The 23,873-nt window shown below is 71.8% G+C and carries 21 protein-coding genes; 10 read left to right on the top strand and 11 right to left on the bottom strand.

Annotated elements, in window-relative coordinates:
* Positions 1–224 precede the first annotated feature (224 nt).
* Positions 225–2,111 (bottom strand): ABC transporter ATP-binding protein, encoded by a 1,887-nt coding sequence (locus tag M3C17_RS15580; RefSeq protein WP_259978828.1) that lies wholly within the window; start codon positions 2,109–2,111, stop codon positions 225–227.
* Positions 2,112–2,187: 76 nt separating this feature from the next.
* Positions 2,188–2,397, bottom strand: coding sequence for an AsnC family protein (locus M3C17_RS15575; RefSeq protein WP_259978827.1), 210 nt, complete (start codon positions 2,395–2,397; stop codon positions 2,188–2,190).
* 124 nt (positions 2,398–2,521) lie between these two features.
* Here M3C17_RS15575 and M3C17_RS15570 point away from each other — a divergent pair, with 124 nt between their 5' ends.
* Positions 2,522–2,773: a FitA-like ribbon-helix-helix domain-containing protein gene (locus M3C17_RS15570; protein ID WP_259978826.1), complete on the top strand. Its 252-nt coding sequence runs from the start codon at positions 2,522–2,524 to the stop codon at positions 2,771–2,773.
* Positions 2,770–3,153 (top strand): type II toxin-antitoxin system VapC family toxin, encoded by a 384-nt coding sequence (locus M3C17_RS15565; protein WP_259978825.1) that lies wholly within the window; start codon positions 2,770–2,772, stop codon positions 3,151–3,153. The genes M3C17_RS15570 and M3C17_RS15565 overlap by 4 nt, the downstream gene beginning before the upstream one ends.
* 69 nt (positions 3,154–3,222) lie before the next feature.
* Here the strand turns inward: M3C17_RS15565 and M3C17_RS15560 are convergent, their stop codons facing one another.
* A complete protein-coding gene (locus M3C17_RS15560) occupies positions 3,223–4,689 on the bottom strand; it encodes an MFS transporter (protein WP_259978824.1) in 1,467 nt (488 codons plus the stop codon).
* 147 nt (positions 4,690–4,836) lie between these two features.
* Here M3C17_RS15560 and M3C17_RS15555 point away from each other — a divergent pair, with 147 nt between their 5' ends.
* Both M3C17_RS15555 and M3C17_RS15550 read left to right on the top strand, forming a co-directional pair.
* A complete protein-coding gene (locus tag M3C17_RS15555) occupies positions 4,837–5,334 on the top strand; it encodes a metallophosphoesterase (RefSeq protein WP_259978823.1) in 498 nt (165 codons plus the stop codon).
* Positions 5,331–5,831, top strand: coding sequence for a GAF domain-containing protein (locus M3C17_RS15550; RefSeq protein WP_259978822.1), 501 nt, complete (start codon positions 5,331–5,333; stop codon positions 5,829–5,831). Before M3C17_RS15555 ends, M3C17_RS15550 begins: the two co-directional genes overlap by 4 nt.
* 136 nt (positions 5,832–5,967) lie before the next feature.
* Here M3C17_RS15550 and M3C17_RS15545 read toward each other — a convergent pair whose 3' ends face one another.
* From M3C17_RS15545 to M3C17_RS15520, 6 genes are all read right to left on the bottom strand, one after another.
* Positions 5,968–6,327, bottom strand: a complete 360-nt coding sequence (locus tag M3C17_RS15545) for a Fe-S protein (RefSeq protein WP_259978821.1) — start codon at positions 6,325–6,327, stop codon at positions 5,968–5,970.
* Between the two features lie 53 nt (positions 6,328–6,380).
* Positions 6,381–6,854, bottom strand: a complete 474-nt coding sequence (ribH, locus tag M3C17_RS15540) for a 6,7-dimethyl-8-ribityllumazine synthase (protein WP_259978820.1) — start codon at positions 6,852–6,854, stop codon at positions 6,381–6,383.
* A complete protein-coding gene (gene ribA / locus M3C17_RS15535) occupies positions 6,851–8,119 on the bottom strand; it encodes a GTP cyclohydrolase II (RefSeq protein ID WP_259978819.1) in 1,269 nt (422 codons plus the stop codon). The genes ribH and ribA overlap by 4 nt, the downstream gene beginning before the upstream one ends.
* Positions 8,116–8,745, bottom strand: a complete 630-nt coding sequence (locus M3C17_RS15530; protein WP_259978818.1) for a riboflavin synthase — start codon at positions 8,743–8,745, stop codon at positions 8,116–8,118. The genes ribA and M3C17_RS15530 overlap by 4 nt, the downstream gene beginning before the upstream one ends.
* Entirely contained in the window at positions 8,745–9,788 is a 1,044-nt protein-coding gene (ribD, locus tag M3C17_RS15525; protein WP_259978817.1) for a bifunctional diaminohydroxyphosphoribosylaminopyrimidine deaminase/5-amino-6-(5-phosphoribosylamino)uracil reductase RibD, read from the bottom strand. The genes M3C17_RS15530 and ribD overlap by 1 nt, the downstream gene beginning before the upstream one ends.
* 282 nt (positions 9,789–10,070) lie before the next feature.
* A complete protein-coding gene (locus M3C17_RS15520) occupies positions 10,071–10,934 on the bottom strand; it encodes an Fpg/Nei family DNA glycosylase (RefSeq protein ID WP_259978816.1) in 864 nt (287 codons plus the stop codon).
* A gap of 183 nt (positions 10,935–11,117) precedes the next feature.
* Between M3C17_RS15520 and mfd the strand changes: the two genes are divergently transcribed.
* Together mfd and M3C17_RS15510 are read left to right on the top strand one after the other, a co-directional pair.
* Positions 11,118–14,684 carry a transcription-repair coupling factor gene (gene mfd, locus M3C17_RS15515; RefSeq protein WP_259978815.1) on the top strand — a complete coding sequence of 1,189 codons (3,567 nt, stop codon included), beginning with the start codon at positions 11,118–11,120 and terminating at the stop codon, positions 14,682–14,684.
* Between the two features lie 35 nt (positions 14,685–14,719).
* Positions 14,720–15,322: a gamma carbonic anhydrase family protein gene (locus tag M3C17_RS15510; protein WP_259978814.1), complete on the top strand. Its 603-nt coding sequence runs from the start codon at positions 14,720–14,722 to the stop codon at positions 15,320–15,322.
* A 75-nt stretch (positions 15,323–15,397) separates the two neighbouring features.
* On the opposite strand, the gene gdhA is transcribed toward M3C17_RS15510, so the two are convergent.
* Positions 15,398–16,768, bottom strand: coding sequence for an NADP-specific glutamate dehydrogenase (gene gdhA / locus M3C17_RS15505; RefSeq protein ID WP_259978813.1), 1,371 nt, complete (start codon positions 16,766–16,768; stop codon positions 15,398–15,400).
* A gap of 132 nt (positions 16,769–16,900) precedes the next feature.
* Positions 16,901–19,597 (bottom strand): phosphoenolpyruvate carboxylase, encoded by a 2,697-nt coding sequence (locus tag M3C17_RS15500; RefSeq protein WP_259978812.1) that lies wholly within the window; start codon positions 19,595–19,597, stop codon positions 16,901–16,903.
* A gap of 78 nt (positions 19,598–19,675) precedes the next feature.
* On the opposite strand from M3C17_RS15500, the gene M3C17_RS15495 reads away from it, so the two are divergent.
* From M3C17_RS15495 to M3C17_RS15480, 4 genes are all read left to right on the top strand, one after another.
* Complete coding sequence (locus M3C17_RS15495) at positions 19,676–20,842, top strand: Na+/H+ antiporter NhaA (RefSeq protein ID WP_259978811.1); 1,167 nt, start codon at positions 19,676–19,678, stop codon at positions 20,840–20,842.
* Positions 20,843–21,049: 207 nt separating this feature from the next.
* The gene (locus tag M3C17_RS15490) at positions 21,050–21,736 is read left to right on the top strand and encodes a MazG nucleotide pyrophosphohydrolase domain-containing protein (RefSeq protein WP_259978830.1); all 687 of its coding nucleotides are present in this window, start codon (positions 21,050–21,052) and stop codon (positions 21,734–21,736) included.
* 123 nt (positions 21,737–21,859) lie between these two features.
* Positions 21,860–23,110 (top strand): histidine--tRNA ligase, encoded by a 1,251-nt coding sequence (gene hisS, locus M3C17_RS15485; protein WP_259978829.1) that lies wholly within the window; start codon positions 21,860–21,862, stop codon positions 23,108–23,110.
* A 56-nt stretch (positions 23,111–23,166) separates the two neighbouring features.
* A partial coding sequence (locus M3C17_RS15480) for an SGNH/GDSL hydrolase family protein (RefSeq protein WP_259978810.1) occupies positions 23,167–23,873 on the top strand: 707 nt, incomplete at its 3' end.

Below are 23,873 nucleotides of genomic sequence, written 5' to 3'. Positions count from 1 at the left end.
CCACAGACCGGTGCCGGTTCGGGGGAGCCGGCACCTTCGGCCTCCGGGCCGAGACCAGACCCGCGAAGGCGGGGCATCCGAGACGAACCCATGGCTGAGTGGTCTCAGACGCCCCGCCTTCGTGGTGTCTGCCGACGCGCCCATCTCGGTCTCGCGTCCGGACCCGCTCCGCCGATGGGAGGAAGACGCGGTGGCGGCGGAGAGCCGGGACCTCGGCTGCGGCGTCAGGCGAGCAGCTGGTGGCGGGCGAGGTCGCGGTAGAGCGGCGTCGACTCGACGAGCTCCGCGTGCGTACCCTGACCGACGACGACGCCGTCCTGCAGCACCACGATCAGGTCGCTGTCGACCACGGTGGAGAGCCGGTGGGCGATCACCACGAGCGTGCGGTCGGTCGCGACCGCGTCGATCGCCTCGCGCATGCGCTGCTCGTTCACACCGTCGAGCGAGGACGTCGACTCGTCCAGCAGCAGGATCGGCGCATCGGTCAGCAGGGCGCGGGCGATCGCGAGCCGCTGGCGCTCGCCTCCGGAGAGCATGACGCCGTCCTCGCCGACCGGGGCATCCACGCCGAGTGGGCTGCGCTCCAGCACGTCGCCGAGGTTCACCGCCCGGAGCACCCGCTCGCAATCGGCATCGGAGGCATCCGGCGAGGCGAGGCGCAGGTTCTCCGCGAGCGTGCCGGCGAGCGTCGGCGCATCCTGCTCGACGTAGCCGAAGTGGCTGCGCAGCTCCTCGCGGGGGTACGTGCGGACGTCGTGGCCGCGGAGGCGGATCGAGCCGCCCGTCGGGTCGTAGAAGCGCTCGATGAGGGAGAGGATCGTGCTCTTGCCCGCACCACTCGGCCCCACGAGGGCGACACGAGCGCCCCGCGGCACGGCGAACGAGACGCCGCGCAGCACCTCGTGGTCCTGCGGATCGGGGGCCTCCGCCTCCGCGGCCTCCAGATGCGCGTCGGCGAGCAGCGTCTGCGCCTCCTTCGCGGCGGCCCGGCGGGCGGCGACGACGTTCTCGGGGTAGCGGAACCGCACGTCGCGGAACTCGATCGCGGGGGCCGCGGGGTCATCGGTCTCGCGGGGGAGCGCGGCCGCGGTGGCGGCGTCGTCCTGCGTCTCGGTGGGCAGGTCGAGCACCTCCTGGATGCGGCCGAGGGCGCCGAGCGCCTGGTTGACCGAGGTGATGGCGCCGAAGGTGGAGGCGAGCGGCATCACGAGCAGGAAGAGGAACATGACGAACGCGATGAGGTCGGCGATGGAGATCGCGCCCGCCGCGACGCGGAAGCCGCCGACGCCCAGGACCACGAGCAGCGAGAGCTGCAGGGCGATGCCGGCGACCGGCACGACGAGGGAGGAGATCTTCGCGATGCGCACGCCGATGCCGTAGGCCTGCGACGCCATCTCGGTCACCGCGGCGGTCTCGCGCTCGGCGGCGCCGGAGGCGCGGATGGTGCGGATCGAGCCCACGGCGCGCTCCACGCCGGAGGCGAGCTCGCCGACCTTCTCCTGCTGGGCCGTGGAGGCCGTGCGGATGCGGCCGCTGAGGGCCACCACGACGGCGACCGAGACCCCGATCACGACGACGATCAGCAGCAGCAGGATCGGGTCGATCACGAGCATGGCGATCAGCGCCCCGAGGAAGAGCACGGCGTTGCCCACCGCATCCGCGAGGCCCTGGGTGAGCACGGCGTATAGGAGGGTGGTGTCGGTGCCGACCCGCGAGACGAGGTCTCCGGTCCGGCGCGCGTCGAATTCGGCGGTCGGCAGGTGCAGGATCCGGGCGATCAGCTTCCGGCGGCTGGAGTAGACGACGGCCGTGCCGGTCCGCTGCAGCAGGTAGTGCTGGAAGCCGGAGATGATCGACGACACGATCACGAAGCCGACGAGGAGCCAGACGAGCACCCCGATCGTGCCGTCCGTCTGCACGGCTTCGATGACCTGCCCCACCAGCAGCGGCTGCACGAGCGAGGTCGCGGCGCCGATGACGCTCAGCACGGCCACGACGATCAGCGTGCGCTTGTGCTCGAAGAGGAAGGGGAGGAGCTGGCGGAAGGTGGCGCGGGGGCCGTCGGGCGTGGCGCCCCGACCGCGCCGGCGTGCTGTCGCCGTGGTGGACATGCGGGACCTCGATCTGGGGAAGGGTACTTCGACCGTACTCGCCGGCCAGTGGTTTCCTATGCGGGGGCTGTACGGCTCAGGTGGCGCGACCGAACCGTCGGTGCGCGGCCTGCTTGGTCACGCCGAGCGCGCTCGCGATCGCCTGCCACGAGTAGCCGTCGTTCCGGGCGCGACGCACCTGAGCCTCCTCGGCCCGGGCGAGCTCGGTCCGCAGGGCGGCGAGCCGATGCAGTTCGGCGAGCGGTTCGCCGCCCTCGGCCTGGTCGATCGCGGTCTTCAGCGTCATGGGAACCTCCTTCGTCAATGATCATTGACGTGGACACCGGAGTCAATAGATGTTGACGCCGCGTTTTCCACAGGTTCGCCTTTCGCGCATGCGCAGCACATGTGATGCTGGAACCATGGGTCGCATGCTGCAAGTGAGGAACCTTCCCGACGAGGTCCACGCCCGTCTGAAAGAGCGCGCCGCGCAGGAGCGCATGTCGCTCTCCGACTATGTCGCCCGCGAGCTCGAAGAGCTCGTGCGCTACCGCAGCAACGCCGAGGTCATCGCCGCCTCGAAGGCCAGGGCGGGCGCCGCGGGCGTGGCGCTCACGCGGGAGGGGATCCTGTCCGCGCGTGATGAGGAGCGCTCGGAGCACGAGGCCCAGGTCGGTACGTGACGACGACGGGGCCCGCCGTCCTCGATGCCTCCGCCGCGGTCGACGCGCTTCTCTCGTCGTCGCCGTGGACGCACGCGGGGCCGCTCCACGCTCACGCGGGGCTCGACATCGAGGTGGTCTCGGTGCTGCGGCGGCTCGCGCTGGCCCACAGGGTTCCGGCGCATGTCGCCCGTGAGGCACTGGATGCGTTCCTGTCGATGCAGATCACGCGGCATCCGCTGCGTCGACTCATCCCGCGCATCTGGACCCTCCGTGACGACGTCTCCGCGTACGACGCGGGATACGTCGCGCTCGCGGAGGCACTCGGCGTGCCGTTGCTCACGCTCGATCGACGCCTGGCGAAGACCGCGATGCGCTACTGCGACGTCGTGGTCCTCTGAGCAGGCGAGGCCGGATATGCGAGAACGGCTGCACCCCATGCGGAGTGCAGCCGTTCTGGAGTCCGTGCCCTAGAGCTCGACGGCGGCGGCGAGACCGAGGTCGTCCTCGTAGTCGTGGTCCTTCGTCTCCGGCGTGAAGATGAGCGCCACGAACGTCAGCACCGCCATGGACGACAGGTAGACGCCCACGAGCCACGGCTCGCCGCCCACCGCCGCCCACAGAGCGACCGCGATGAACGGAGCCACGGCCGCACCGAGGATCGACGACACGTTGTAGGCGATGGCCGACCCGGAGTAGCGCACGTTGGTCGGGAACAGCTCCGGCAGCAGGGCGCCCATCGGTCCGAACGTGGTGCCCATCAGCATGAAGCCGAACACCAGGAACGCCTGCGTCAGCGCCCCGGTGAACTTGGGGTCCGCCTGCGGGAGCAGGAACAGGTTGAACGACAGCCCGAACAGCACGATGAGTCCCGTGACCCACAGCAGCAGCTTGCGGCGGCCGATGGCGTCGGCGATCGGGCCGGACAGCAGCGTGAAGATGCCGAAGAACACGACGCCGATGATCTGCATGAGCACGAAGTCGGTGTAGCCGAAGCCGAGCCCCGGGTAGAACTGTGCGGCGAAGGCGCTGGGGTCGAAGTCCTTCCCGGTCGCCTCCGCGGCCGCCCGTGCCGCGGCCGACGCGGTCTCCAGGTCGGCGGCCTTCGTCCCGTACGTGAGGGTGAAGTTCGTCATCAGGTAGAACAGCACGTACGTCGCCAGCATGATGAACGTGCCGAGGATCAGCTGCTTCCAGTGGTGGCGGAACACCGTGGCCAGGGGCAGCTTGCGGATCGCGCCCTTCTGCTCGGCCTTCTTGAACGTGTCGGACTCGACCAGGCGCAGTCGCACCCACAGACCGATGATCACCATGACGGCTGAGAACAGGAACGGCACGCGCCAGCCCCAGGAGAGGAACGCCTCCGACTTCAGCGCCGGGTCCTCGGGGTGGGGGAGGGCGAAGTTGATCGCGAGGAAGATGCCGTTCGCGATGATGAAGCCCAGCGGCGCACCCAGCTGCGGGAAGGAGCCGTACCAGGCGCGCTTGCCCTTCGGCGCGTTCTCGGTGGCGACCAGGGCCGCGCCGGACCATTCGCCGCCCAGCGCGAAGCCCTGCGCGAGTCGGAGGATCAGCAGCAGCAGCGGGGCCACCCAGCCGATCTGCTGGAAGGTCGGCAGCAGGCCGATCACGAAGGTCGCGATGCCCATCGTGAGCAGCGAGGCGACGAGGGTGGCCTTGCGTCCGAACTTGTCGCCGAAGTGGCCGAACACGACGGCGCCGATGGGGCGGGCGACCATCGCCGCGCCGAACACGGCGAACGACGACAGCAGCGACGCGGTGTCGTTGGTGCTGGGGAAGAACAGCGTGGGGAACACGAGCACGGCCGCCGTCGCATAGACGTAGAAGTCGTAGAACTCGATGGTCGTACCCACGAGGCTCGCGGTGATGACGCGCGAGCGAGGGTTCGCGGGGGCGGGGGCGGGGGCGGTGCTCAAGGGGTCTCCGATCCGTCCCTGGTATACCGGGACCCGGGCGAGTCTACGCCTTCCTGGGAGTTCGCTGTACGCGATGACGGCCCCTCCGCGCGTCGTGCGGGCCACCGCCGCGTAGAGTCGGGAGGAACGAGGCGGGGAGAGCGGACGATGACGACACGACTGCTGCTGCTCGCCGACACCCATGTGCCCCGTCGCGCGCGGCGCCTGCCCGATGCGGTGCTCCGCGCCGTCGACGAGGCCGATGTGGTCGTGCACGCCGGGGATTGGGTGGATCTCGCCACGGTCGAGCTCCTGCGGTCACGCGCGCGGCTGCTGCACGGGGTGTACGGCAACAACGACGGCCAGGAGATCCGGGCGGTGCTGCCCGAGGTCGCCCGCTTCACGGCGGAGGGCGTCCGGGTGGCCGTCGTGCACGAGACCGGCGCCGCGACCGGGCGGGAGAAGCGCATGGACGCGGCCTTCCCGGACGACGACCTGCTCGTGTTCGGCCACTCGCACATTCCGTGGGACACGGTGACGCCGCGCGGCCTCCGGCTGCTCAACCCCGGGTCGCCCACGGACCGGCGGCGTCAGCCCGTGTGCACCCTGATGCAGGTCGTGATCGACGGGGAGCACATCGCGGCGACCCTGGTGCCGGTGCCGTGAGGGTGCCGCGCGACCCCGACACCACGCCGGTCTACCGGGCGCCGATGCGCTCGCGCGACGACAGCATGCCGCGCGGGCTCGCCGTGGAGCGGGCGCTCGCGAACGGCGTGTGCGGCATGGGCGGTCGGGTGGAGGAGACCCCGCGCGACCTGGCCGCCGCGCTCGCCGCGGTCGATGCGCGCCACGGGGAGCGCACGGCCCGGCGGCTTGAGCGGTTCGCCGCGCTGCCCGACGGCGCGTTCGTGTGGACGCGCGATGCCGACGGGTTGCTGTGGCTCGGGCGGCTGACGGGGCCGTGGCGGTACGACGACGCGCCCGCGGCGGCGGCTGCCGACCTCGTGCATGTACGGGACTGTGCGTGGCTCGACCGTCCCGTGGATCCGGCCGAGGTGCCGCCCGCGGTCGTGGCCACCTTTGCGCGCGGCGGCCGCAACGGACAGCTCATCCATGCGCCCGGCGTCGGCGCGCAGTCAGCCGCCATCTGGGAGCGCAGCTGATCCCTCAATCCCGCCGGCACCGCGGCGCCGCCGAGCGCCACGGAGCCGGGCCGGCTGTGTTTGTCGCCTTCGGGAGCGCGACCTGCGGGAGCGGACAGCGGTGGAAGCGCAGCTGATCCGTCGCTCTGCGGTGAGGTCAGCGCCAGATGGCGGCGATGGCGGCGTTGAGCGCCGTGAGGATGCCGACGAGCCAGAACACGGCGGGCGGGATCGGCTGGTTGCGCTTCTGTCGCGCACCGCCGATGCCGAGCAGAGCGCCGATCGCCAGCAGGATCACGAGCTTCGTGCCGATCTTGGCGTAGTTCATCTCCACGCCCTCCGGCAGACCCCACGGCGCGGCGAGCGCCAGACCAGCGACGGCGGCGATCGTCATGCCGATGGTCATGAGCCGGGTGAAGACCCGCTGACCGCCGAAAGCCTGCGCGGCCCAGGCGCCGAACAGCACCGCGAAGCCGATGAGGTGGACGAACAGCACGATGTGGCGCAGGGTCTCCATGCCCTCACCATAGGAGAGGGGGGTACCGCGCCGCTAGGAAGGCGTGCCTGACTTCAGCCGCGCAGCTCCCGGATCACGAGGGCCGTGCGCAGTGCCGCGTCCGCCGCCTCCGCGCCCTTGTCCTCCTGCGACCCGGGAAGCCCCGCACGGTCGAGCCCCTGCTTCTCGTCGTCGAGCGTGAGCAGCCCGAAGCCGACCGGCTTCCCGGCGTCGAGCGACACGCGGGTGAGGCCGTCCGTGGCCGCCGCCGACACGTACTCGAAGTGCGGAGTGCCGCCGCGGATGATCACGCCGAGCGCCACCACGGCGTCGGCGCCTCCCGCGAAGGCCGCCTGCGCGGCCACGGCCAGCTCGAACGAGCCAGGCACACGGACCAGGCGGTGGGTGGCCTGAGCCTCATCCAGCACCCGCTGTGCGCCGGCGATGAGGCCGTTCGAGATCGTCTCGTGCCAGGTTCCGGCGACCACGACCACGTCGAGGCCCCGTCCGTCGATGCCGCCCTTCTCGGGGGCTCCTGCGCCGCTCATTCGTCGTCCTTCCCGGCCGCGAGGGCCTCGGCGAGTTCCGCCTCGCCGATGATGTGACCCATGCGGTCACGCTTGGTCTCCAGATACTGATGGTTGTTCGGGCCGACGCCGACGATCAACGGCACCTGCTCCACGACGTCGAGTCCGAGTTCGCGCAGCTGGGTCACCTTGTCGGTGTTGTTGGTCAGCAGTCGCACCTTCGACACCCCGAGGTCCGCCAGGATGCCTGCCGCGGCGGCGTAGTCGCGCGCATCCGCCGGCAGGCCGAGGGCGAGGTTCGCGTCGACCGTGTCCAGCCCCTCCTCCTGCAGGCTGTACGCGCGGAGCTTGTTGATGAGGCCGATGCCGCGCCCCTCGTGGCCGCGCATGTAGATGACGATGCCGCCGTCCTGCTCGATCGCGTCCAGGGCGGCATCCAGCTGCGGACCGCACTCGCACTTCAGCGAGCCGAACGCCTCGCCCGTGAGGCACTCCGAGTGCACGCGCACGAGTGCCGTCTCACCGGGCTCGCCCGAGACGACCGCGATGTGGTCCGTCCCGGTCACGCGGTCCTTGTAGGCGAGGAAGCGGAAGGACCCGTGCTCGGTGGGCACCGTCGCATCGGCGCGCAGGCTCACGCGACGCCCACGGTGTGCGGCCGGCGTCGCACCGGCCGGGTCGATCTCGTTGAGGTGGGCGATGAGCTGCTCGATCGTGATGACGGGGACGCCGTCGCGCGCGCCCAGCTCGATCAGACCGGGGAGGCGCATCATGCTGCCGTCCTCGGCCACGACCTCGGCGATCGCGCCCACGGGACGCAGGCCTGCGAGCGTCATGAGCTCGACCGCCGCCTCGGTGTGTCCGCTCCGCTCGCGCACGCCGCCGTCCACGGCGCGCAGCGGCAGCACGTGGCCGGGGCGGATGATGCTGGTCGCGGTGGAGGCGGGGTCGGCCAGCACGTTGAGCGTGCGGGCGCGGTCGCTGGCGCTGATGCCCGTCGTCACGCCCTCGGCGGCATCGACGCTCACCGTGTAGGCGGTGGAGCGGGCGTCCTCGCTGGCGGCGACCATGGGCGGCAGGTTCAGGCTGTCGGCGAGGTCGGCGGGCATCGGCGCGCACAGGAAGCCGGACGACCAGCGCACGGTCCACGCGACCCATTCCGGCGTGGCGAGCTCGGCGGAGAGGACGACGTCGCCCTCGTTCTCGCGGTTCTCGTCGTCCGCGACGAGCACGGGCCGCCCGGCGCGCAGCGCCTCGATGGCCTCGGGGATGGTCGACAGGCTCATCGCGAGCCCCCTTCCGATGCGGTGCGGAACGCGAGCAGACGCTCGACGTGTCGCGCGAGGATGTCGGTCTCGAGGTTCACACGGTCACCCACGGCGTGCGTGCCGAGTGTCGTCGCCGCGAGGGTCTCCGGGATCAGCGAGACCTCGAACCAGGCGGGGGACTCCGCCGGGGCGCTCACGGCGCTGACGGTCAGCGAGGTGCCGTCGACCGCGATGGAGCCCTTGTCGACCACGAGCGGGGCGAGGTCGTCGGGGAGGCTGAGGCGCAGCACGCTCCACTCGGCGCCGGGGCGCACCTCGATCACCTCTCCTGTCCCGTCGACGTGACCCTGCACGATGTGTCCGCCGAGCCGGGCGCCCACGGGCATGGCCTTCTCGATGTTGACGCGGGTGCCGACGCCCGCCGTGCCGATGGCGGCGACGTCGAGGGTCTGCTTCATCACGTCGGCGTCGAAGGTGTCGGCGGTCGATCCGACGACCGTGAGGCACACGCCGGAGACCGCGATGGACTCCCCGTGCACGGCGTCCGAGGCGGCGCGGGGCGCGCGCACCGTCAGCCGTCGGCCGTCTCCCGACTCCGTGACGGCGACGATCTCGCCGATCTCCTCGATGATCCCGGTGAACATCAGCGGGTTCCCTTCTTCTCCAGGTCGTGCGGGTCGGCGCGGTGCGCGATCGCCAGCAGGTCGGGCGGCAGCGGCACCCACTCGTCGACCGTCAGCCGCACGGCGTCGTCGATCGAGTCGACGCCGATGTCGGTGAGCGCCAGGCGCTGCCCGCCCAGCAGCACCGGGGCGATGTAAGCGAGCACCCGATCGGCGAGTCCCGCGGCGAGGAAGGCGCTGGCGAGCGTCGGCCCGCCTTCCACGAACAGGGTCTGCAGGCCCCGGGTGTGCAGGTCGGCGACGACAGCAGCCAGGTCGTGGGTGTCGTAGAACAGGGGAGCGTGCGGGTGCCGGTGCACGGCCGCATCGGCCGGCGTCTCGCGGGAGCCGATCACGACGGGGACCGGCTGAAGCGGAAAGAGGGTGTCACCGTCGCGCGCTGTCAGCGCGGGGTCGTCGGCGAGCACGGTCCCGGTGCCCACGGCGATCGCGTCGGCCTCGGCGCGACGACGGTGCACGTCGGCCCGGGCGGTCGGCCCCGTGATCCACTGGCTGGAGCCGTCGTCCGCGGCGGCGCGTCCGTCCAGGCTCTGCGCCCACTTCACGGTGATGTGCGGGCGCCCCAGTCGCTGCGCGGTCAGCCAGGAGCGGATCAGCCGGTGAGCCTCCGCCGCCCCCTCCCCGGACTCGACCTCCACGCCCGCGTCGCGCAGACGCTGCGCCCCGCCTCCCGATACCGCTCCGGGGTCGTCGAGCGCGTAGACGACCCGGGCGACACCGGCCTCGATCAGCGCGAGGGCGCACGGACCGGTCCGCCCCGTGTGGTTGCAGGGTTCCAGGGTCACGACGGCGGTGGCACCCGCAGCGGCGCCGGCGGGGAGCTTCGACAGCGCGTCGACCTCGGCGTGCGGCGTGCCGGAGCCCCGGTGCCACCCCTCGGCGAGCACGGCGCCGTCGGGCGAGAGCAGCACGGCGCCCACCTGCGGGTTCACTCCGCGGGGGCCACGGGCGGCGAGCTCGAGCGCGCGTCTCATCGCGTCGCGCTCTGTCGCGGTCACTGCCATCCGTCGTCCTCTCTGCGGCCACGGGGTGCTGGCAGGGTGGCGGAACGGACGCACGCGCGTGCGCCTCGTGCTGCCTCCCTTCCGGACTAGCGAGGTCACCCTCGCATCACCGTCGGTCCCGGAATTCCACCGGATCGGCATCCCGATCACTCGGAACGCTCGCGGACTGTCACCGCCGGTTCGGATTCCCACCGACCCCGGAGCACGTTGCTGCTCTGAGTGTACTCAACGCGTCTGCGGCCGTTTCATTCCGCGGCATGGATCGGCAGCGCGCATCGGCCGTCACTTGAGCAGCCGGGAGAGGCGGCGGTCGGCCAGCACCTTGCCCCCGGTCTGACAGGTCGGGCAGTACTCCAGCGACCGGTCGGCGAAGAACACGCTGCGCACGGTGTCGCCGCACACCGGACAGGCCTCCCCGCGGCGGGCGTGCACCTGCATGCCGCGGCGCTTGGCGTCCTTCAAGTCGGCGGGCGGCTTGCCCGAGGCCGCGGCGACCGCCTCGCGCAGTGTCTCCTGCATGGCGGCGAACAGGCGGTCGACCTCGGCTTCGTCGAGCGTCGCGGCGATCGCGTACGGCGACATGCGGGCGGCGTGCAGGATCTCGTCGGAGTAGGCGTTGCCGATCCCCGCGATCACCCCCTGGTCGCGCAGCAGGCCCTTGATCTGCATCCGCCGATCCACGAGCAGGCCGGCGAAGGCCTCCCGCGTGAAGGCGGGGTCGAGCGGGTCGGGGCCGAGGCGGGCGATGCCGGGCACCTCCTGCGGATCCCGCACGACGTACACCGCGAGGGACTTCTTCGTACCGGCCTCCGTCAGGTCGAAGCCGCTGCCGTCGTCGAGGGCGATGCGCAGCGCGATGGGGGTCTTTCCCGGCTTGATCAGCGTGGTCGGCAGCGTCTCGTACCACCGCAGCCAGCCGGCCTTCGCGAGGTGGAACACCAGGTGCAGCTCCGTCCCGCAGGAGACCACCACGAACTTCCCCTGTCGCGCGGCTCCCGTGATCACGGCGCCCTGCAGCGCGCTGATCGGCGGGTCGTACGTCTTCAGGGCGGCGATGGCCGCGACGCTCGCCCGCGTGATCGTGCGTCCGACGGCGCGACCCTCGAGGAACGCGACGAGTCCTTCGACCTCCGGCATCTCAGGCATGCAGCCATCCTGTCACCGGCCTCCGACCCTGTCACCCGGTCGGCGGCGACGCGGTGGCCGACGGCGCCTCCGGCCGCAGCGCGTGTCGCGGGCGCCAGGGCGGTGTCGCGCGGAGCAGGTCGGCGCCGCGTGCCGCGGGGAGCGGACGGACGCAGTGTCCGTGGGCGCGATTAGGCTTGTCCGGTGACTGTGCCGGGGATTCTGCGCGCCTTGGAAGAGGCGACTCTGTACCGTGACGCCCTCGCGTGGGCGCACACCGACGCCGACCTCGGAGTGGTCGACGGACTCGACGCGCCCCTGCTCGCCGGTCTGCTCGGCAAGCGCGCGGCCGCGGGGCACCCGGCCGCGCTGCTGGCCGTCGTGCCGACCGGACGTCGTGCCGAGACCGTCGCCCAGGCGATGAGCGCCTACGTGCCCGATGCCGAGGTCCTGACCTTTCCCGCGTGGGAGACGCTGCCCCACGAGCGGCTGAGCCCGAGCCCCGACACGGTCGGCCAGCGGCTGCAGACCCTCCGCCGCATCACCGAGTGGTCCGGCGAGCACCCGCTCGTCGTGGTCGCGTCGGTGCGCGCCGCCCTGCAGCCGATCGCGGGCAACCTCGGAGACATCCAGCCGCTCGCCCTGGCGGTCGGCGGTCGCGGCACCGAGCTCGAGCAGGTGGCGGCGCAGCTGGTGGAGCGCGCGTACTCGCGCGTCGACATGGTGTCGCGGCGCGGCGAGTTCGCGGTGCGCGGCGGCATCCTCGACGTGTTCCCGCCCACGTCCGAGCACCCGTACCGGGTGGAGTTCTTCGGCGACGAGGTCGACCAGATCCGCGCGTTCTCGGTGGCCGACCAGCGTTCGCTCCCCGGTGAGGTGCAGAGCGTCGACCTGCCGCCGAGCCGGGAGCTGCTGCTGACGACGGAGGTGCGCGAGCGGGCCAGGGCCCTCATCGGCGGCTTCCCCGCCATCGGCGGCATGCTCGAGAAGATGGCCGAGGGCATCCCGGTCGAGGGTATGGAGTCGCTGCTGCCCGCCGTGGCCGGTCCGCTGAAGTCCCTCGCCGAGTACCTGCCGGAGGGCAGCGCGACCGCCGTCATCGATCCGGAGCGGTCGACCGCCAGGGCCATCACCCTGGGCGAGACGAACCGCGAGTTCCTCGACGCCGCGTGGAGCGCCGCCACTTCGGGCGCCTCCGCCCCGATCGATCTGGGCGCGGGGGACTTCCTCACGATCGCCCAGCTGCGTGAGGTCGTGCGCGACCGCGGCGGCGTGTGGTGGCGGTTGAGCCCGTTCGGCATCGGCGATGCGGATGCCGAGACCGTCGAGGCGTCCGCGGTGATCCCGTCGTTCCACGGCAACGTCGACGGCGCGATCGCGTTCGTGGATGCGAAGGTCGCCGACGGGTGGCGCGTGGTCGTGATCGCGACCGGTCACGGCCTGGTCGACCGCGCCAGGGACGTGCTCTCCGATCGGGGCATCGCGGCCCGTGTGGTCGAGGCGCTCCCCGACGCCCCCGACCCCGGCGTGGCCACGCTCGTCACCGGCTCGGTCGAGGCGGGCTTCCAGGTGCCGGAGGCGAAGCTCGCCGTCCTCACGGACAACGAGTTCTACGGCCGCACCATCGGCGGCGACCAGCGCGTGGTCAAGAAGCTCGCGTCGCGGCGGAAGAACGTCGTGGACCCGCTCCAGCTCAAGCAGGGCGACTTCGTCGTGCACGCCACTCATGGCATCGGCCGGTTCGTGGAGATGACGCAGCGCGAGGTGTCGACCGGCGGTCGCAACGCCGCGAAGTCCGTGCGGGACTACCTGGTGCTCGAGTACGCGCCGTCGAAGCGCGGGTATCCCGGCGACAAGCTGTACGTGCCCACCGATCAGCTCGACCTGCTCTCGAAGTACGTGGGAGGGGAGGCCCCGACGCTGTCCAAGATGGGCGGCAGCGACTGGGCGCAGGCGAAGGGCAAGGCGCGCAAGGCCGTGCGCGACATCGCGGTGGAGCTCGTGAAGCTCTACTCCGCGCGCATGAGCGCGAAGGGTCACGCGTTCGGACCGGACACCCCGTGGCAGCGCGAGCTGGAGGAGGCGTTCCCGTTCGCCGAGACGCACGACCAGCTGCAGACCATCGATGAGATCAAGGCCGACATGGAGCGGCCGATCCCGATGGACCGTCTGCTGTCGGGCGACGTCGGCTTCGGCAAGACCGAGGTGGCCGTCCGTGCCGCGTTCAAGGCGATTCAGGACGGCAAGCAGGTGGCGATGCTGGTGCCGACGACCCTCCTGGTGAAGCAGCACCTGGAGACGTTCACGGAGCGCTTCGCCGGCTTCCCCGTCAAGGTGCGGCCGCTGTCGCGCTTCCAGACCGACAAGGAGGCGCGGCTCACGCTGCAGGGGCTCCTCGACGGCACGGTCGACATGGTCATCGGCACGCACCGCATCCTCACCGACCAGGTGCTGTTCAAGGACCTCGGGCTCATGATCATCGACGAGGAGCAGCGGTTCGGCGTCGAGCACAAGGACGCGCTGAAGAAGATGAAGACCAACGTCGACATCCTCGCGATGAGCGCCACCCCGATCCCGCGCACCCTGGAGATGGCGGTCACCGGCATCCGCGAGATGTCGACACTGGCCACGCCGCCGGAGGACAGGCACCCCATCCTCTCCTTCGTCGGCCCGCGAAGCGACAAGCAGATCGCCGCAGCCATCCGTCGGGAGATCCTCCGCGAGGGACAGGTGTTCTTCGTGCACAACCGGGTGCAGTCGATCCAGCGCGTGGCGGCACAGCTCGCCGAGCTCGTGCCGGAGGCGCGCATCGCCGTCGCGCACGGGCAGATGGGCGAGCACGCGCTGGAGCAGGTGGTCGACGACTTCTGGGAGCGCAAGTTCGATGTGCTCGTGTCGACCACGATCATCGAGACCGGCCTGGACATCTCCAACGCGAACACGATCATCATCGATCGGGCCGACAAGTACGGGCTCAGCCAACTGCACCAGCTGCGCGGCCGCGTCGGCCGTGGTCGCGAGCGGGCCTACGCGTACTTCCTCTACGACGACATGAAGCCGCTGTCGGAGACGGCCGCCGACCGCCTGCAGACCATCGCCGTGAACAACGACCTCGGCTCGGGCATGCAGGTCGCCCTCAAGGACCTGGAGCTGCGCGGTGCCGGCAACCTCCTCGGTGCGGAGCAGGCAGGGCACATCGCCGGCGTCGGCTTCGACCTGTACCTGCGCATGATCGGCGAGGCCGTGGCGACCTTCCGCGGCGAAGAGGTCGAGACCGGCCAGGAGCTGCGGCTCGAACTGCCGCTCGATGCGCGGATCCCCGAGGACTACATCGACAGCGAACGCCTGCGCCTGGAGGCGTACCAGAAGCTGTCGGCCGCGTCGGCGGCGACCGCGAAGGACAACGCGATCGATCTCGTGCTCGAGGAGCTGGTGGACCGCTACGGCGCCCCGCCCGAGGAGGTCGCCGGCCTCATCGCGATCGCGCGGCTGCGTCGCCGGGCGGCGAGGGCCGGACTCACCGACGTGGTCGCGATGGGGTCGAATCTCCGCATCGCCCCGGCCCGGCTGGAGGACTCGATCAAGGTGCGGCTGCAGCGCCTCTACCCGAAGGCGAAGCTCGTGGCGGGAGGCGAGGCCCTCGTGGTGCCCATGCCGACCGTGGCCGCCGCCGTCGGGGTGGGCGTCGAGCCGCTTCCCGACGCACAGCTGCTGGAGTGGGTCGGTCAGCTGTTCACCGCCATCTTCCCGGAGCCCGTGAAGGCGGAGTAGCGCGCCTCAGGCGGGCTCGGGACTAGTCTGGCCGCATGTTGTACGAGCACCTCGGGGCTCGACCCCGCATCCATGACACCGCCGTCGTCGCCCCCACCGCCGTGATCTCCGGCGACGTGGAGGCGGGGCCCGGCTGCCAGGTGCTGCACGGCGCCGTCATCACGGCGGAGGGTGGACCGATCACGCTCGGGGAGCACGTGATCGTGATGGAGAACGCCCTGATCAGGGCGACGGCAGCCAACGCCGTACACATCGGCGCGCACACCCTGATCGGCACGCTCGCGAGCATCGCGGGGGCGACGGTGGGCGAGGAGGTCTTCTTCGCCTCGGGCGCGCGCATCTTCAACGGCGCCCTGGTGGGCAGCCGCTGCGAGGTCCGCGTCAACGCGATCGTGCATCGCCGCGCCGTGCTTCCGGAGGGGACGGTCGTGCCGATCGGCTGGGTCGCGGTGGGAGACCCGGTGCAGCTGCTGTCGCCGGATCGCGCGGAGGAGATCGCGGCCGCACAGCCCGAGCTGGACTTCCCCGGTCATGTGTTCGGCGTCGACCGGGACACTCCCGACCTGATGGTGCAGCTCACCGAGCGCTACGGCAGCTCGCTGGCCCGCCATGCGGACGACCGCGAGATCACGGCGTAGCCCGCTAGACCCGCTCGGCGTCCGCACAAGACGAAGTCGGGCACCCCGCCGATGCCCGACTTCGCCAGCTCGAGGTCAGATGACGCCCTGCGCCAGCATGGCAGCGGCGACCCGTTCGAATCCTGCGATGTTGGCTCCGGCGACGTAGTCGCCGGGAACCCCGTGTCGCTCCGCGGCGTCGAACGCAGCACCGTGGATGTCCGCCATGATCTCACGAAGCTTGTTCTCGCTGTCGGCGAATGTCCACCGCTGCCGCGACGCGTTCTGGCTCATCTCCAGCGCCGAAGTCGCCACGCCGCCCGCGTTCGCGGCCTTGCCGGGCGCGAACAGCACGCCTGCCTTCTGGAAGGCCTCGACGGCCTCGGGCACGCACGGCATGTTGGCGCCCTCCGAGACCGCCCGCACGCCGCCCGCGATCAGGGCCTCGGCGTCGGCCAGGCTCACCTCGTTCTGGGTGGCGGACGGCACGGCGATGTCGACCGGGACCTCCCACACGCTGCCGCCTTCGACGAAGCGGGCGCTCGGACGGCGCTTCGCGTACTCGACGATGCGCGCGCGCTCGACCTCCTTGAGCTGGCGGAGCAGGTCGAGGTCGATGCCGGCGTCGTCGACGACGTAGCCGGAGGAGTCGGAGGCGGTCACCGCGGTGGCGCCGAGCTGCGTGGCTTTCTGGATCGCGTAGATCGCCACGTTGCCGGAGCCGGAGATGCCGACGCGCTTGCCGGCGAGGGAGTCGCCGTGCACGGCGAGCATCTCCTGCGCGAAGAAGACCGCGCCGTAGCCGGTGGCCTCCGTGCGCACCTCGGCGCCGCCCCAGCCGGTGCCCTTGCCGGTGAACATGCCGGACTCGTGGCGGTTGGTGACCTTGCGGTACTGACCGAACAGGTAGCCGATCTCGCGCCCGCCCACGCCGATGTCGCCGGCGGGGACGTCGGTGTGCTCGCCGAGGTGGCGGTACAGCTCGTTCATGAACGACTGGCAGAAGCGCATGACCTCGGCGTCGGACCGGCCGTGCGGGTCGAAGTCGGAGCCGCCCTTGCCGCCGCCGATGCCCTGGCCGGTGAGCGCGTTCTTGAAGATCTGCTCGAAGCCGAGGAACTTGATGATCGACAGGTTCACGGAGGGGTGGAACCGGAGACCGCCCTTGTACGGGCCGAGCACCGAGGAGAACTGGATGCGGTAGCCGCGGTTGACCTGCAGCTTCCCGCTGTCGTCCACCCACGGGACCCGGAACATGATCTGCCGTTCGGGCTCGACCAGGCGCTCCAGGATGCCGCCGTCGACGTACTCGGGGTGCTGTTCGAGCACCGGGGCGATCGAGTGCAGCACTTCGTGAACGGCCTGGTGGAACTCCGGCTCGTGGGGGCTGCGTGCGAGAACCGTGTCGAACACGGGCTGCACGGAGGCGGCGAGCGGATGGAAGTCGGCAGGGGTCGTGACGGTCACGCGGGATGGCTTTCTGGTGGGGGATGGGGTGCAGGCGATCGTGTCGCGTGAAAGCGGCGCCGGATTCGGCGGAGTTCTCACTCTAGCGTCGGCGGAGACGGCCTCCGCGCACGGGATGGCGCGGTATGCCGATCAGCCGGTGTTCTGGAGGCCGGCGGCCACACCGCTGACGGAGAGGAGCAGCAGCCGCTGCTGTTCGGCATCCGCGCCGGAGCCCGCCGGCTGATCGGCGGTAGAGCGGAGGGCCCGCAGCGCCCGTAGCTGCAGCAGCGACAGGGCGTCCACGTAGGGGCTGCGCAGCTGCACGGCGCGCTGCAGCACCGGCTTGTTCTCCAGCAGGCCTTCGCCGCCGGTGAGACGGATGACCCACCGCCGTGTGAGCGCCAGCTCGTCCAGCACCAGGGCGGCGAGGTCGTCCCGGTCGCCCAGTGCGAGGTACTGACGTGCGATGCGCTCATCCGTCTTCGCGAGGCTCATCGCGACGTTGTCGACCATGGTCCTCAGCAGCGGCCACTCCCGGTACGCCTCGGCGAGCAGCTCCGCGTCCCCGACGGCCTCCAGAGCGGTGCCGAGGCCGAACCACCCTGCGAGATTGATGCGCGCCTGCGTCCACGCGAACACCCACGGGATCGCGCGCAGATCCTCCAGCGACTCCACCGAGAGTCCACGCCGCGCGGGCCGGGAGCCCAGGGCGAGCAGACCGATCTCCTCCATCGGGGTGACCGTCGCGAACCACGGCGCGAATCCCTCCGCCTTCACGAGCGAGAAGAAGCGCTCGCGGGAGGCGGCGTCCATGGTCGCCGCGATGTCGGCATAGCGCGCGGCTGCGCGGCTGGTGCGCTCCTCGACCGTCGGCGAGGAGGCCAGCAGGGTGGCGGCGGCGACCTGATCGATGTGCCGCATGGCGATCGCGGGCTCGCCGTAGCGCGCGAAGATCACCTCGCCCTGCTCGGTGAGCTTGAAGCGCCCGTCCACCGAATGCGGCGGCTGCGCGAGGATCGCGGAGTTGGCGGGACCGCCGCCGCGACCCAGGGCGCCGCCGCGACCGTGGAACAGGGTCAGCTCGATGCCGGACTCGACGGCCCAGCGCGCGATCTTCTCCTGCGCCGCGTACAGAGCGAGGTTCGCGGCGACCGGACCCACGTCCTTAGACGAGTCCGAGTAGCCGAGCATGACCTCCAGCCGGTTTCCGGTCGCGGCCATGCGCGCGCGGAACTCGGGGAAGGTCACCGCCTCGGCGAGGATGCTGGGGGCGGCCTGGAGGTCGGCGAAGGTCTCGAACAGCGGGACCACGTCGAGGACGGGGGCGTCGTCGCCCAGCGCGTAGCGGGCGAGCCGGTGTACGGCCGCGAGGTCGGATGCCGCCTGCGTGAACGACACGACGTAGCGCCCGGCCGCACGCAGGCCGCGGTCGCGCTGGATGTCGGCGATCGCGCGGAAGACCTCCAGCACCTCCTCGGTCTGGGCGCTGACCGTTCCACCGGCCTCGAGTTCCGCGAGCGCCTTCGCGTGCACCTGCGAGTGCTGGCGCACCTCGAGCTCCGTCAGGTGGAAGCCGTAGGTCTCCACCTGCCAGATCAGGTGCTGCACCCCGCCGAAGGCGTGCCGATGCGCCCCCGCGGCCGCGAGCGAGGCCTGCACGGCGCGCAGGTCGGCCAGCAGCTCCTCCGGGCGGGAGTAGGCGTGCTCGGCATCGCCGTGCCGCGTCGCGGCGACCCGCCGCGCGAGCACCAGCAGGACGCGGCGGTGCGGCTCCTCCGGGGAGCGCGCCGCGAGCTCGGCCGCGACCTCCGGCTCCGCGGCGGCGAACCGCTCCCACAGCGCCGTCACCTCCGCACTCGGCGGTGTGTCGTCTGCGGCGAGGGTCAGGGTGCGTCCGATGCGGTCGAGAGCGCGTTCCAAACCCCGCAGCACGTGGTCGGCCGCGATCTGCGAGGCCTCCCTGGTCACCGCGGCGGTGACGAACGGGTTGCCGTCGCGGTCGCCCCCGACCCAGGAGCCGATGCGCACGAACGCGGGCACGACCGGCGCGCTGGCCCCGGACTCCTCGCCGCGCAGCGCGTCGTCGATGCGCCGGTACACGTGCGGCACCGTGGTGAACAGCGTCTCGTCGAACACGCCCATCACGGTGCGCACCTCGTCCGTGGGGGAGGGCTTCTGCGACCGCAGCGGAGCGGTCCGCCACAGCGTGTCGATCTCCTCCAGCATGCGACGGCGGGCACGGTGCTCCTCCGCACCGCCGGCGCTCGCCGCGTCGTGCTGGGTGAGCAGCTCGGACAGCCGGCGGATGCTCGACGACACGGCCCGGCGCCGCGCCTCGGTCGGGTGCGCGGTGAACACGGGGTGGAAGCGCAGGCCGCTCAGGCGGCGGCGGGCCTCCTCGTCGCCGATCTCGGTGCGCAGGCGGGCGTAGGCGGTGGCCACGGTGTCTGCGGCGTCCTCCCGCCCCGGCTGACCCGCCCGCTCGCGGAGCACGCGCACACGCTGGTGCTCCTCGGCCAGGTTCACCAGATGGAAGTAGCAGGTGAACGCACGGGCGACCTCGTCGGCCCTGGCGATCGAGAACGACTCGGCGATGGCCGCTGCGCGTTCGAAGGCGTCCGAGGTCTCGTCCTCGTACGCCTGGATCGTCGCCAGCCGCAGGCGCTCGACGTCGGCGAACAGGTCGTCGCCGCCGGCCTCGCGGAGCACCTGGCCGAGCAGCTGGCCGAGCATCCGTACGTCGGAGCGCATGGCATCCGGGATGCCGCGACCGGCCTCGAAACGGCCGATCACGCGGATGGCCTCGGTGGTCGTCGGCTCGGAGAAGGGAGTGTGTTCGGGGGTCACCCTCCGAGAGTAGCCGGGTGCATCGGGGTGTCCTGCACGCATGACGACGGCCCCTGGCCGCGCTCTACGATGGAGGGGATGCGCATCACAGCGAACCCCCTTCGCGGTCAGCAGTTCCCGGCCGTGCTCCTGCTCCTGGCGGCCGGGCTCGGTCTCCTCCTCGCGAACCTGCCGACGCACGACCCCATCGCCGCGGTGCTCGACGCGCACCTCGCGGTGCCCGGCACGGCCCTGGACCTGTCGATCGCGCACTGGGTGTCCGACGGGCTGCTGGCGGTGTTCTTCCTCGTCGTCGCGATCGAGCTGCGGCACGAGCTGACCCACGGCGAGCTCGACTCGGCGCGCAAAGCCGTGCAGCCCGCCATCGCGGCCGCGGGCGGTGTGCTCGTGCCGATCGCGGTCTACCTGCTGATCGCCGGTGGGCCGGAGACGGCCTCGGGCTGGCCCATCCCGACCGCCACCGACATCGCCTTCGCGCTCGGAGTCCTCGCGATGTTCGGCCGCGGGCTGCCCTCGCGGGTGCGCGTGTTCCTGCTGGCGCTGGCGATCCTCGACGACATCATCGGCATCATCTTCATCGCCGTCCTCTTCGCGCACGACGTCCAGTGGGGGCTCTTCGCGCTCGCGCTGGTCGGCGTCGCGGTGTTCTGGCTGTTGAGCCGGGTGCTGCACGCGACGGGACACACGCTCGTCGCGATCGCGATGGCGGTCGTCGGAATCGTGACCTGGGGCCTCGTCGCGTCCTCCGGCATCCACGCCACCATCGCCGGCGTGATGCTCGGCCTGGTCATGGCGCCGGTGCCGGCCGGTCGGACCCGGCACGCGCTGGAGCCGACCGTGAACGGCGCGATCCTGCCGCTCTTCGCGTTCGTGGCGGCGTTCGTGGTGATCCCGGCGGTCGCACCGACCGCGCTGTCCCCGGCGTTCTGGGCCATCGTGGTGGCGCTGCCGGTGGGCAAGATCGTCGGCATCTCGCTGTTCGGCTGGCTCGCCATGCGCATCCGCCCGAAGGGTGCGGAGCCGGCGCTGCCGTTCGCCGACATCGTCGCTGCCGGCGCGCTGGGCGGCATCGGCTTCACCGTCTCGCTGCTGCTGGCGAACCTCGCGTTCGCCGCCGACGCGAGCATCCGCGACCAGGCGATCCTCGGCGTGCTGGTCGGATCCCTGCTCGCCCTCGCCCTCTCCGCCGTCGTCGTGTCGCTGCGCGCCCGCTGGTATCGCCGGAGCGCACCGGTCGTCGCCTAGCCCGCCGCCGCGCGCCACCACCCTGGAGGAAGCATGAGCCGTCGTCCGCAGCCCGACAGCGCCGCCGATCCCCTGCGAGCGGCCGCCGAGGCGCTGCGCGCGGCCGCCGATCCGCAGGCTGACGGTGCCGCCGAGACGCAGGCCGACGGTGCCGCCGGGACGCAGGCTGACGGTGCCGCCGATCCGCTGCGGGCGGCCGCCAAGACCATGCGGGCGGTGCGCGAGCGCTGCGTGTGGTCACAGCGGATCACCCACCGCGACCTGGTGCCGTACCTGATCGAGGAGTCGCACGAGGTGATCGACGCCGTCGAGTCCGGCACGCGCGCCGACCTGAGGGAGGAGCTGGGGGACCTGCTCTGGCAGGTGCTGTTCCATGCGGCGATCGCGGCGCAGGACGAGGACGACCCTTTCGACATCGACGATGTCGCGCGCACCCTCACCGAGAAGATGGTGCGCCGCCACCCGCACGTCTTCGGCGGCGAGACCGCGGCCACGCCGGAGGAGGTGCTGGTGCACTGGAACGCCGCGAAGGCCGCGGAGAAGCGCACCCGCCGCAGCGTGCTCGACGGCGTGCCGCGCGGTATGCCGGCACTCGCGCTGGCGCAGAAGCTCGTCGGTCGCGCGGCGGGGGCCGGTGTGGTCGCCTCGGGCGACGGCCGCCCGCAGAGCAGCGCGGCACCCGCCACTGCGCCACCCGGCTCCGCGGCACCCGCCACTGCGGCACCCCCGACTGCGGCGTCCGGCTCTGCGGCGCCCGGTACCGAGGCCGAGCTCGGCGACGCCCTGCTGGCCCTGGTCGCGCTGGCCCGCACGAACGGGTGGGACGCGGAGCGCGCGCTGCGTGAACGCGTGCGCGTGCTCGAGGACGAGGTGCGCGCCGCCGAGGCGGACTGATCGCGCGGCCACCGCCGTCGATCGGGGAAGCGCCCGGGCACCGCCGCCGACGGGGGAAGCGCGCGGGCACCGCCGTCGACCTGGGAAGATGGAGCCGTGGCTACCGTGAACCCGCCGCGCGGCATGCGCGACTTCCTCCCCGCAGACAAGGCCCGCCGTGAGCGGGTGCTCTCCGTCATCCGCGACCGCTATCGTGCGCACGGCTTCGACGAGATCGAGACCCCGGTGGTCGAGGAGTACGACCGGCTGCATGCGGGCATGGGCGGCGACAACGAGAAGCTGTCGTTCAGTATCCTCCGTCGTGGTCTGGACGCCGATGGCATCAGGGCGGCGGCGGACGACCCCGCTGCGCTGTCCGATCTCGGGCTGCGCTACGACCTCACGGTTCCGCTCGCACGGTTCTACGCGAGCAACCGCGGGCAGCTCCCCGGGGTGTTCCGCGCGATCCAGATCGGCCCCGTCTGGCGCGCCGAGCGCCCGCAGAAGGGGCGTTACCGCCAGTTCGTGCAGTGCGACATCGACATCATCGGGGACGCGTCGCCGCGAGCCGAGGCGGAGCTGCTGGCGGCCTCCCTCGACGCCGTCGACGCCCTGGGCCTGGAGGGGGCTTCGGTGCGCGTGAACGACCGGCGCATCCTGGAGTGGATGCTCGGACACTTCGGCTTCCGGGACGAGGAGCGCGCGCAGGTCCTGATCACGATCGACAAGCTCGACAAGATCGGTCCCGAAGGCGTGGCCGCGGAGCTGCGCGAGCGAGGCGCCACGGCGACCGCGGTCGAGGCGTTCGCGGCGTTCCTGGTGCGCCCGCAGACCCTGGAGCACCACCCGTTCGGAGAGCGGCAGATCCGCAAGGCGCTGCCGGACGGGGCACCGGACGAGCTCGTGGCGCACCTGGTCGGCGTGGGCGATGCGGTCGCGGCCGGACGCGCGGGCGACGAGGTCCCCCTCGTGTTCGACCCCTTCCTCGTGCGCGGCATGGGCTACTACACCGGCACGATCTTCGAGCTCGCGCACCCTGCGGTGGGCTACTCGCTGGGCGGGGGCGGTCGCTACGACGGGATGATCGGGCGCTTCCTCACCCAGGACGTGCCCGCCGTCGGGTTCTCGCTCGGCTTCGAGCGTCTGGTCGACCTGGTCTCGGCGGATCCGGCGACCTCGGCGCAGGCGATCGTGCTGATCCACGATGCGGACGTGCCGCTCGCCGAGCTCGTGGCGCACAAGTCCGCGCTGGTCGCGAAGAACGCCAGGGTGCGGCTGGAGCAGCGGACGAAGAACCTCAAGGCGCTGCTGGAGCGGTCGGCCGCCGACGGCTACACGCACTTCGCCAGCGTGCGCGCCGGCGCGGAGGAGCTCGAGGTCAAGACGCTGGCCTGAGCACGCCCGAGCCCTGCGTTCACCGGGGGTTCACATCCCTGCGCTCGAATCGAGGGGTGCGTCGCGTCCGGCCTTTCGTCGTCCTGCTCTTCACGGGGGCGCTGCTCGGGCTGTGCGTCCGGCAGCTGTTGGACCGGCAGGCCGCGGTGGCGCGACGGCGGATCGGCAAGCCGCTCGGCGAGGTGTCGATCGATGCGGACAGGGTGTGGCGCCCCGGCCTCGACGGAGAGCCGCTCGACCTGCTGCTGCTCGGGGATTCCGTGGCAGCGGGCCTCGGTGCCGGCCGCCGCAAGGAGACGCTCGGCGCGAGACTCGCGAAGACCGCCGCCCGTGACCTGCAGCGGCCGGTGCGACTGCGCACGGCGGCCGTCGTGGGCGCGGAATCGCCCGACCTCGCCCGGCAGCTCGACGGCCTGCCCCCGGGCTACCGTCCGCACGTGGCGGTCGTCGTGGTGGGCGGCAACGATGTGACCCACCGCCTCCCGACCGCGGTGTCGGCGCAGTGCCTGGGCGACGCGATCCAGCGGCTGCGAGCGCGGGGGGCCGAGGTCGTCGTGGGGACATGTCCCGACCTGGGGGCGCTGCGCGCGGTGCCGCAGCCGCTGCGGCGGATCGCATCGAGCCTGTCGCGACGGCTCGCCGACGCGCAGACCGCGGTGGCGATCGCGGACGGCGCGGAGCCGATCGACCTCCGTCGTGCGGTCGGGCCTCTGTTCTTCGACGAGCCGGAGGAGATGTTCAGCCTCGACCGCTTCCACCCGAG

The organism is Microbacterium sp. p3-SID336, assembly GCF_025143365.1.
Classification (GTDB): domain Bacteria; phylum Actinomycetota; class Actinomycetes; order Actinomycetales; family Microbacteriaceae; genus Microbacterium.
The sequence above is the reverse complement of the archived record's forward strand: the minus strand, read 5'-3'. Positions and strand labels throughout refer to the sequence as shown.